General features: G+C 65.1%; 7 protein-coding genes. 4 read left to right on the forward strand and 3 right to left on the reverse strand.

The genetic code is table 11. The annotated features are described in order from the left end of the window. The first annotated feature begins 63 nt into the window (after nucleotides 1-63). Nucleotides 64-2718 (forward strand): cell wall-binding repeat-containing protein, encoded by a 2655-nt coding sequence (locus Q8K99_01310; protein ID MDP2181193.1) that lies wholly within the window; start codon nucleotides 64-66, stop codon nucleotides 2716-2718. A gap of 77 nt (nucleotides 2719-2795) precedes the next feature. Here Q8K99_01310 and Q8K99_01315 read toward each other — a convergent pair whose 3' ends face one another. After that, on the reverse strand, nucleotides 2796-3218 hold the full coding sequence (locus tag Q8K99_01315) for a cyclic nucleotide-binding domain-containing protein (protein MDP2181194.1): 423 nt from the start codon (nucleotides 3216-3218) through the stop codon (nucleotides 2796-2798). A gap of 218 nt (nucleotides 3219-3436) precedes the next feature. Here Q8K99_01315 and gatC point away from each other — a divergent pair, with 218 nt between their 5' ends. The 3 genes from gatC to gatB are packed head-to-tail and all read left to right on the forward strand — an operon-like array spanning nucleotide 3437 to nucleotide 6769. Then, the gene (gene gatC / locus Q8K99_01320; protein MDP2181195.1) at nucleotides 3437-3739 is read left to right on the forward strand and encodes an Asp-tRNA(Asn)/Glu-tRNA(Gln) amidotransferase subunit GatC; all 303 of its coding nucleotides are present in this window, start codon (nucleotides 3437-3439) and stop codon (nucleotides 3737-3739) included. Beyond that, nucleotides 3736-5277, forward strand: coding sequence for an Asp-tRNA(Asn)/Glu-tRNA(Gln) amidotransferase subunit GatA (gatA, locus tag Q8K99_01325; GenBank protein MDP2181196.1), 1542 nt, complete (start codon nucleotides 3736-3738; stop codon nucleotides 5275-5277). The genes gatC and gatA overlap by 4 nt, the downstream gene beginning before the upstream one ends. Further along, nucleotides 5270-6769: an Asp-tRNA(Asn)/Glu-tRNA(Gln) amidotransferase subunit GatB gene (gatB, locus tag Q8K99_01330; protein MDP2181197.1), complete on the forward strand. Its 1500-nt coding sequence runs from the start codon at nucleotides 5270-5272 to the stop codon at nucleotides 6767-6769. Before gatA ends, gatB begins: the two co-directional genes overlap by 8 nt. A 169-nt stretch (nucleotides 6770-6938) precedes the next feature. On the opposite strand, the gene Q8K99_01335 is transcribed toward gatB, so the two are convergent. Together Q8K99_01335 and Q8K99_01340 are read right to left on the reverse strand one after the other, a co-directional pair. Further along, a complete protein-coding gene (locus Q8K99_01335; protein MDP2181198.1) occupies nucleotides 6939-8138 on the reverse strand; it encodes an MFS transporter in 1200 nt (399 codons plus the stop codon). A 286-nt stretch (nucleotides 8139-8424) separates the two neighbouring features. Next, on the reverse strand, nucleotides 8425-9756 hold the full coding sequence (locus Q8K99_01340) for an IS1380 family transposase (GenBank protein MDP2181199.1): 1332 nt from the start codon (nucleotides 9754-9756) through the stop codon (nucleotides 8425-8427). Nucleotides 9757-10017 lie beyond the last annotated feature (261 nt).

The raw sequence follows: 10017 nt of genomic DNA on the forward strand, positions 1-10017 counted from the left end.
GGCCCTGGAAGACCCGTCCGGGCTCGCGAAGGGCCACGGGTGACGTGAGCGACGCTCAGACAGATGCGATATCGTGGCAGGAGGGTCGATTCGGAACTTCAGAACCGGCTCGGCGACCTTCGTGAAATATCGAGGCTAGAGAACGCCGAAGTGCTGGAGACCGAGATCGGAAGCACGCTGTCGGACATCAATGCCGACCTCGATTTCGCCGTGCCGTCCATCACGGGCACGGTAACCAGTGAGTCGGGCGGGGGCGTGCCCGGAATCTACGTCGAGGTCTACGACTACTTTGAAGACGCACCCGGGTGGTTTGCCACAAACTGGTCCGTTACCGACGACCAGGGTGCCTACGAGGTATATGGATGCGCCGACGGCGACCACAGTGTGCACTTCGTGGATTGGGACCCGTCAGACGGCTACTACGCCGATGAATACTTCGACAACGTTGAGCTTCTCGAGAACGCGACCACGATCGAAACCGCAGTGCTGTCGACTACCACCGACATCAATGCTGTGCTCAGAGAAGGTGTCGCTAGTATCACCGGTCGCGTCACCGACGAAGCGACCGACGACGCAGTCGAGGGCATCTTCGTCTCCGCGCTCCAGTACGACGCCGATTGGGAAGGGTGGTGGGACACCGCGTGGGCCGAGACCGATGAGGACGGCCACTATGCGCTCTACAACGCCGGCACAGGCGAACGAGTCGTGAACTTCTGGGATTGGACACACACCTATCGCAGCGAGTACTGGGAGAATCAGCCGCAACTCGAGAGCGCTGACATCGTGGACGTCACCCGGGGTGTCACCGTGGAGGACATCGATGCGTCGCTCGTTTACGCCGAGCCGAGCATCACCGGCGTGGTGACCGATGCCGACACAGGTGATCCGATCGAAGGGGTCTCGGTGATGGCATGGGTCGCGGAGGACGAAGGATGGGCGTCGGAGTGGATGGAGTTTACGGACGCAGACGGAGAGTACAGTCTCGTCGACCTGCCCGAAGGCACGTACTACGTCGGTTTCGGCGATGATTGGATGGGTGGAGGCTCGTACGTGCCGGAGTACTACGATGACCAGCCGGATCTTGAGAGTGCGGACCCGGTCGAGGTTGTCACCGGTGTAGTCACCGACGGCATCAACGCGTCGCTTGAGCCAACGTACGAAGAGGCGGCCATCTCCGGTCGCATCTTCAATCAGGTGACGATGGAGCCCGTCGGCGTTGGCTGGGTATCGCTGTACCGCAAGGGCTGGCGAGGACGCTGGGACTATGTCAATGAAGCGTGGCCCAAGCCGGACGGGACCTACGGGTTCTACTGGGTGGAGCCGGGGCAGTACAAGGTCGGTTTCAATGGCGAAGGCGTCTACATCGACGAGTACTGGGACAACAAGTCTAGCGTCGCAGACGCCGACTGGATCACCTTCGATGACGACTACACACCGGTGACCGGGATCGATGCGGGACTGGTTCCGTTCGACGTGCCGGCCGATCCTGTTCCTCCAACAGTGACTGACGATGCCAAGGACTACTATCTCGGTTCGGCGCTGATCACGATTTCCGCCGAAGACAACTGGGCTGGCGTCGACACGATCACGTACATCCTGGATGGCACGGGGCATCAGGTCACGACCGAGAACCCGACTGAGGTGAGCACGAGTGTCATAGGCATGCACTCGCTCACGTACTGGGCGGCTGACAAGGAAGGCAACATATCGGAGCACGTCACCCGGAAGTTCCGGGTTGCGGTTGGAGCGGAGACAGAGCGCCTGTCGGACCTGTCGCGATACTCGACCGCTCTCAAACTCGCGCGCGAGGCGTTCGATCCGGATGGCAACAAGTCATGGCCGGATGTCGGACACATCGTGATCTCGAGCGGCGAGGACCGCGCGGCGGCCGATCCCCTGGCTGCTTCGGGACTGTGCTGGGCCTACGATGCGCCGCTGTTCCTCGTGAAGAAGGACAGCGTACCGTCCGAGGTGAGCGCCGCCGTGAGGGAGATCGTTGCGGCGAATGGACCGGTCGAGGTGCACATCGTTGGTGGGCCGGACTCAGTGCCGGACGGCAGATTCACCGATCTCGTGAAGGCAGTCGGGGCGGGCAAGCTCACCAAGGACCGCGTGCTGGCAATCGGCAACAGGTACGATCTCGCGGCCGAAATCGCGCGTGAGATGGTGCGTGTTTCTGGCGACACACCGCAGGTCGCACTCGTGGCCAACGGTGCAGACCCCAAGAAGTTCTTCGATGCTCTAGCTCTCTCTCCGGTCGCAGCATCGGAGGGATACCCGATCCTTCTGGTGAGCGCCGATGAGGTGCCGGCGGCGACCAAGGCTGTTCTTGGCGAACTCAAGCCCGGGCGCGTTGTTGTCGGCGGCGGGGCGAAGACCGTATCCGAGCGCGTCCGCATTCTCGTCAGGGGCGAGCGCTGGTCCGGTGCCGACAGGTACTCGACGGCCACGACTATCGCCGACAAGGCGATCGGTGCAGGCTGGCTCGACTACCAGTGTGTCGGCATCGCCGCGATGCTGCCTGATGCACTCACCGGTGGCTCGGTCGTTGGCAGCATGAATGGCCCGCTCGTTCTCACCGATGGAGATTCGCTGAGTGCCGCGACCGGCAACTGGCTGTTCAAGCACCGCGCGGCTATTCGCGACTGCTACGTCTTCGGTGGCGAGAGAAGCGTCACCGCCACGGTGCGCAAGCAAATCGAGGCGAAGCTGAGGTAATCGGTCTGTAGCCTCGCACCTACATGACGCAAACGCGTGAGGTCCCGGGCCGCGAGGTTCGGGACCTCACTGCGTGCTCAGACGAACCAGTGGCGCTGCTCGACGATGCTTCCCAGGTGAGCCCGGCGTGACTGGTCCGAACGCTCTGAGTCGACGACCTTCTCGTCGAGCTGGCGGATTCGTTGCGCCATCTTGCTCATGATGTCGTGGACGATAGGCTCGCTCACGAACGCTGAGAAGGTCTGCTTGTCGACGACTGTGAGAGTGGTGTCGGTCTCGGCTGTCGCTGTTGCCGACCGCTTGTACTCACCCATAAGGGCCATCTCGCCGAAGAACTCGCCCGAGCCGAGGACTGCCAACGTGACCGAGTCGGCACCAGAGCCCTTGGACACCCTGACTTTGCCGGAGCGGACGATGTACATCTCATCGCCGCTGTCTCCCTCTCGCACGATGGCCTGACCTGCTGTGAATGCCTTTCGGAAGCCGTAGATGTCGTTCATCGCAACCCCTCTCCCCGGGTTGCATGCGTTCGGCTGTGTCGTGTGTCGTCTTTGCGACGGGTGCCGGCCCGCACGCTACCGCCTTGTGCGCTGATTCTACCCTGGTTCGGTGGCGCTACAAACCTCGAGCGCTTCGAACGCTGCGCGAGCGGCACGCGCGCAGCGGCGTCGGTTATCATAGGTCAGTCAACCTCACGACCGAGGAGAAGGACCAGCCAATGGCGATATCCGAGGAGCAGGTGCGCCACGTTGCGCTCCTCGCACGGCTTGCACTCACCGACGAGCAGGTTGCCCAGTTCGGGGGCGACCTGAACTCTATCCTTGGCCATATCGATACGATCTCTCAGCTCGATCTCGAGGGCGTGGAGCCGACAGCTCACCCGCTCGATGTCGTGAACGTCACCCGCGCCGACGTGCTGAGGCCGTGCCTCTCGCAGGAGGACGCGCTACGCAATGCGCCCGAGGCCGAGGACGGCGCGTTCGTGATACCGCAAATCGTCGGGCCGGGTGAGGACGCATGAGCGACCTGGACCTCTCGCGGCTCACAGCGGCGCACGTGCGCGAGGGTGTCGTCCGCGGCGACTTCACCGCGCGCGATGCGGCGGAGGCTGCACGTGCGCGCATCGAAGCGGTCGATGAGCGCGTGCACGCGTTCAACCAGATCACGGCAGACCTCGCCCTGGCGGCGGCGGACGCCATCGACGCCCGTCGGGCCACCGCCGTTGCGAGTGGAGCCGATCCCGGGGACGTGCTCCCGCCGTTGGCTGGTGTGCCGGTCGCCCTCAAGGACAACATGAACCTCGTCGGCACGCGCACGACGTGTGGCGCGCGCATCCTCGAGAACTACGAGAGCGTCTACGACTGCACAGCGGTTCGCAGGCTTCTCGACGCCGGCGCCGTGCCGGTTGGCAAGTGCAACATGGACGAGTTCGCGTTCGGGTCGAGCACCGAGAACTCCGCGTTCGGTCCGACCCACAACCCCTGGGACCTCGAGCGCGTGCCAGGCGGAAGCTCGGGGGGAAGCGCTGCGAGCGTCAGCGCAGGTGAGGCCGTGATCTCGCTCGGCAGCGACACGGGCGGCTCGATCCGACAGCCGGGTTCGCTCACCGGCACCGTCGCCGTGAAGCCCACCTACGGTCGGGTCTCGCGCTACGGCGTCGTCGCGTTCGGCTCGTCGCTGGATCAGATCGGTCCCTTCGGCAAGACCGTGGAGGACACCGCGATGGCGTTGCGGGCGATCGCCGGTCCAGACCCGATGGACGCCACGAGTGCGACCGAGCCGGTGCCCGACTACGTCCGAGCCGCTGCTGAAGGCGCCACCGGTGGCGCGCGGGGGCTGCGTGTGGGCGTCGTGACCGATCTGCTTGAGGCCGAGGGCTGTGCCGAGGAGGTCCGAGCGCAGGTCAGGCGCGCTGCGGAGATCTTCGGCGATCTCGGGGCTGAAGTGGGGGAGGTCGAGCTGCCCAGCACGGCACACGGCCTGGCCGCGTACTACATCATCGGTCCGGCCGAGGCCAGCTCGAACCTGGCCCGCTTCGACGGCATCCGCTACGGTCACCGAGTCGACGACGCCACCGACGTGCTCGATCTCTACATGCGCTCGCGTGCAGAGGGCTTCGGCCCGGAGTCCATTCGGCGCATCATGCTCGGCACCTACGCGCTCTCGGCGGGCTACTACGATGCGTATTACGGTCAGGCTCAGAAAGCGCGCACGCTCATCAAGCAGGACTTCGCCCGCGCATTCGAGCAGTTCGACGTGTTGCTCACACCGACGTCGCCCACGGTCGCGTTCAAGATCGGCGAGAAGTCCGACGACCCTCTGGCGATGTACCTGTCCGACATCTACACGATCCCGGTCAACCTCGCGGGAAACGCAGCCATCAGCGTCCCTGCGGGTCTGTGCTCTACGACCGGCATGCCCATCGGCCTGCATATCATTGCGAACTACTTCGCCGAGGACACAATGTTCCGCGCCGCGGCAGCCTACGAGGCCGCGGTGGAGTTCGATCCCGTGCCACCCCTCGTCCGCCAGCTGCAAGGGGGTGGTTCGCGTGCCTAGGCCGCTTAGTGAAGTGCTGCGGGAATGGGAGGCCGTCATCGGCCTCGAGATCCACACCGAGGTCACGAGCAGCACGACCAAGATGTTCTGCGGCTGCCCCGTCGACTTCGGTGGCGAACCCAACACGCGGGTGTGCCCGGTCTGTCTTGGCCTGCCTGGCGCGCTTCCGGTGCCGAACGAGTACGCCATCGAAGCCACAGTGCTCGCGGGGCTCGCTATCGAGAGCGAGATCAGCCGGCGGAGCCAGTTCCACCGCAAGCAGTACTTCTATCCCGACATGCCCAAGGACTACCAGATTTCCCAGTACGACCTGCCGTTCTGTCTCAGCGGGCATCTCGACGTCGAGGTGACCGAAGACGGCGAGTCCTACACCACGCGCATCGGTATCACACGCATCCACCTGGAAGAGGACACCGGGAAGATGATCCACGTGGGCGGCAGCGAGGGCCGTCTCGCGGGAGCGACGCACTCGCTAGTCGACTTCAACCGCGCGGGAACCCCGCTCATGGAGCTCGTTACCGAGCCCGACATACGTACTCCCGAGGAGGCGCGCCGCTTCGCGCAGAAACTGCGGCTCATCTGGCTCTCCCTCGGCATCTCCGACTGCAACATGGAGGAAGGCTCCATGCGCGTGGACGCGAACGTCTCCGTGCGCCGCCACGGGGACACCGAACTCGGCACCAAGGCCGAGGTCAAGAACATGAACTCCTTCAAGGCGCTGCACGACGCGCTCGCCTACGAGATCGTGCGTCAGGCCGAGGAGCTCGAACGCGGCGGGAAGATCGTCCAGGAGACCCGCCACTGGGACGTCGGCGCCAAGCGCACGAGCTCGCTGCGCAGCAAGGAAGAGGCTCACGACTACCGGTACTTCCCCGAGCCTGACATGGTCCCCTTCGAGTTCTCCGAGGAGTACATCGAAGCGATTCGGGCGAAGCTTCCCGAGCTTCCCGACGCTCGCAAGCAGCGGTACATGGCGGAGGGCGGCCTCTCCGAGTACGACGCAGCGGTGCTTTCGGCCGATCTGACGTTCGCCGAGTTCTACGACGCCGCCGTCACGATCGGTGGGGTGGAGCGCGCGAAGGCGATCGCCAACTGGATGATCAACGACCTCTCCGCCCACCTCAACGCCGAGGGCATCGCCGTCGATGAGTCGAAGATCGTGCCGGCGATGGTCGTCGAACTCGTAGGGCTTGTCGAGGATGGCACGATCTCCAGCAAGCAATCCAAGGAAGTCTTCGTCGAGATGGCTTCTACTGGAGACGCGCCAGGTGCGATCGTCGAACTCAAAGGAATGAAGCAGGTCTCAGACACCGGGGCGATCGAAGCGGTCGTTGATGCCATCCTCGCCGCGAATCCCGAGAAGGTCGAGGAGTACCGGGGCGGCAAGACCGGACTCATGGGCTTCTTCGTCGGCCAGGTCATGCGTGAGATGGGCGGTCAGGCCAACCCGCAGGTCGTCAATGAGGTGCTTGCGCGCAAGCTCTCGGGATGAGTCTCCGCACCTGGCAATGATGAGCTCCCCCGCCACTCGTCACGAGCGGGATGTCGCGCTCGTGTCGTCCAACAAGCCTGGTCGGCGGCCAATGGGCGGCCAGGCAAAGGGATATCGCGATGTCCCTGCGGTTCACGGGAGCCGAGGGAGTATCGCGCCCAACGGGTTCCTACGCAGTGCGCAAGGCCGTGCGCGTGAATCCCAGGAGCGCTGCCGCCACCAGAAGCGCCGAGGCGAGCAGCGCAACAATCGATGTACCGGTGCGCTCGAGGAGAGCGCCCGCTCCGACCATGCCCGCGACGGTGAAGACACGTACGATCGTCATCGCTGCCGCCGTGACCCGTCCTCGGAAACGGGGAGGCGGCTCCTTCTGGAATAGAGTGATCGCCGGAATGTAGACCCACATGTTGGCGAGGCCGGCCACAAGCAGCACGGGAACCGCGAGCCATATGGTAGTCGCGAACGGGATCAGCGCGAGGGTCGCCCCCATGCCGAGGAGACCGAGCAGGAGTTTGCGTCCCACGGCGTCAGGGCCGCTACTGCCCACCATGAAGGCGCCGAGGAGCAATCCAACAGTGATTGAGCCATCCAGCAGCGCAAGTCCGTGCGCTCCCGCGTTGTAGGTGCGAAGCGCAAGTGCGTAGCAGAGAGGGATGCTTGCCGACCCGCCGATGACGGCTACTGTGTAGACGAGGGTCAGGTCTCGCAGTACCGGTGACTCCCCGATGTGTTTGAGGCCCTCGACCGCCTCGCTGACGATACTCTGCCGCGCTTCCCGGTTGGCGGGGGACTCCCGGTGGGCTATCGCAGCAATCGCGATTGCCGAAGCCAGGAAGGTCGCCGCATCGAGGATGAACGCCATGTTCGTGCCGAGCGCGGCGACAATGATGCCGCCGACGGCGAGACCGGCGAGCTCAGATGCCGAAGCGGATGCTTGGTCCAGGGAGTTCGCGCTCATCACCTCGGCGTCGTCAACGAGTTCGGGAATGAGGGCGCGTTTCGCGGGCTCGAAGAACAGCGAGACGGTTGCGATGAGGAAGCCGATCGCGTAGACGTACCAGATGCTGGTGCGAGCACCGATCGGGATGAACAGCACGAGCGCCGCACGGAGGAAATCGGCGACGATCATCGTGCGTCGTCTGCCCCATCTGTCCACGAGCGTGCCGGCAACGACTCCGAAGAGCACGGCCGGAAGGGCGGTGAGCCCGAGCATGATGCCCATCTGCAGCATCGAGCCGGTCATCGCATACACGAGCACCGCGACGGCGATTTGATTGAGCTTGTCGCCGACGACGGAGATCAGCTGGCCGAACCATAGCCAGCGATAGTCTGGCCGACGCAGCGGCCCGAATGCCTTGCTGTTCACCATCCCCCTCGCCCGACATGCGGAAAGCATGTCGCCCCAGGGTGGCAGATTAGCGCTTGTCGGGTCATTCGGCTAGCCTCGAAATCCCGCGAAGGCCGACCGGTAGCCGCTCGGACCCGGATCGGGGCCTGATACCGCGCGTCGCGACCGCGCAGGCGCCTCTCTCGCGGTTCTGAGGGTGTTCGAGGGCCCTCCGTGTCGTTCCGCGTCGATTCGGCCGGTTCCGAGGGCGCGCTGAAGCCGGCCCCTCGGATGGTGTCTCGGTTGCGGAGAAGCGCGCCGACTCGCGTCAGAGCCGGGGCAGCGCCCGCAGCCGGGCGAACGCGGTCGCGATCGCAGCCGCCCACGGCCAGTCGTGGGGCAAGCGCAGTCTGATCCGGCGCGAACCCGTCACGATGCGCGCCGCCACGTGCAGCAGCCGGTAGCGCAGCCGCTTGGGCTCGGCCGCGGCAAGCCCGGTGCTTTCAAGCAGCAGCATCCGCGTCCAGGCCAGAAGATCGCAGCCCATGAGCACGAGTTCGAGCCAAGCGGCGTTGGCGGCGAACCCATGGCAGGGCAGGTTGCGCAGCCCCGTGGCCTTGGCGCACCTGATCGAGTCCTCGACGGCCGCACGCCGGCGGTGCAGCTGTTCCAGACGCGCGATGCGGCGCCCCTTCTGGTTGGTGATGAAGACCTGGAAGCGATGGCCGTCGATGTCGGAGAAGGTAAGCTGCGCTCCCGGGTGCGGACGCTCGCGCCTGCAGATCGCCCGCGTGCCTTCCGGCCACCCGCGCGCGACCATGTCCAGCTTCAGCTCCGCCACCGCCGCGCCGTCGCGCACCTCGTCGTTCGCGGCAAGCGCAGGCCTCCAGGCGTCCCCGGGCACAGCCAGACATGCCTCTCGTACGGACTTCGTGGCGTCCAGCCCCACGGAGAAGGACAGCCCGCAAGCGACCACCGCGTCGAGGAAGGCGTGCGTGGCCCCTCCGGAGTCGCACCGCACGAGCGTGCCGGGACCGATCGCGCCTTCCGGCAGCTGGTCCAGCGAGAGCGCAAGCACCTCGATGTGGTCCTTCGCCGTGTTGGACCCGGCGTTGCCCGGACGCAGGATGCCGGAGAGCCCCTCGCCGGTGGAGGCTTCGAAACAGACCAGCGGATGGAAGCGGAACCCGCGCTTGTAGGTGCCGGCCGCCCCCTCCTTCTCGGAGTGGGATGTGACCAGCGTGGCGTCGATGTCGAGTACGACGCGCCTGGGCGTCTCTGCGATTCCCCATACGTTCTTGCGGGCGCGAGCCCGAGCGTTGCGCACGCGCGTCAGCGCCGCGGCGTCCATGCGGTGCAGGAAGCGGTGCGCGGTGGAGCTGGAGGCGACGTGTCCGAACAGCGTGGGCTGATCGCGCAGAACGCCGAGGTCACACAGCGCGTCCCCGCCGTCGGCGAGCATCACGGCCACATCGCGGGCGATGCGTCCCGGTTCGTGGGCCACCCGGCGTGAGAAGAGACACGACAGGCCGTCGGTCAGTGCGTTCGTGAGGCCGACGCGATCGGCCAGGGCGGTCAACGCGGCGGTACCCGCACGGGACGTGAGCCCCACTGCGTCACAGGTGACTTCAACCGGAAGGAGAGCCGTGGTAGCGTTCACTTGTACGGTGATCCTTTCTCGCCGGGTACTGAGGGTCTCTCAACTCCCATTATCCCAGGTCAAAGGGTCACCGTCACCTGTTTCAGGCACCGACTTCAGGTGCTTCGTGGAATCTCCAGGCTAGGAGCCTGTCGGGAAATAGCCTGCGATTCAGGTGGCCGACGGAGGTCGATCGTTTCTAAGGCCCTTGAACTCGCAACATCGGGCGCTGGACGCTCTTTCGCGGCGCGGAAGGTCGCCATCGGCGTCTCTTCGGCGTTG

It is taken from the genome of Actinomycetota bacterium, assembly GCA_030682655.1.
GTDB lineage: Bacteria > Actinomycetota > Coriobacteriia > Anaerosomatales > JAUXNU01 > JAUXNU01.

What these genes read in the sequence shown, in the direction of transcription:
- Q8K99_01310 (MDP2181193.1), top strand. Translation starts at nt 64, where the DNA reads ATGCGATATCGTGGCAGGAGGGTCGATTCGGAACTTCAGAACCGGCTC.
- Q8K99_01315 (MDP2181194.1), bottom strand. Translation starts at nt 3,218, where the DNA reads ATGAACGACATCTACGGCTTCCGAAAGGCATTCACAGCAGGTCAGGCC.
- gatC (MDP2181195.1), top strand. Translation starts at nt 3,437, where the DNA reads ATGGCGATATCCGAGGAGCAGGTGCGCCACGTTGCGCTCCTCGCACGG.
- gatA (MDP2181196.1), top strand. Translation starts at nt 3,736, where the DNA reads ATGAGCGACCTGGACCTCTCGCGGCTCACAGCGGCGCACGTGCGCGAG.
- Q8K99_01335 (MDP2181198.1), bottom strand. Translation starts at nt 8,138, where the DNA reads ATGGTGAACAGCAAGGCATTCGGGCCGCTGCGTCGGCCAGACTATCGC.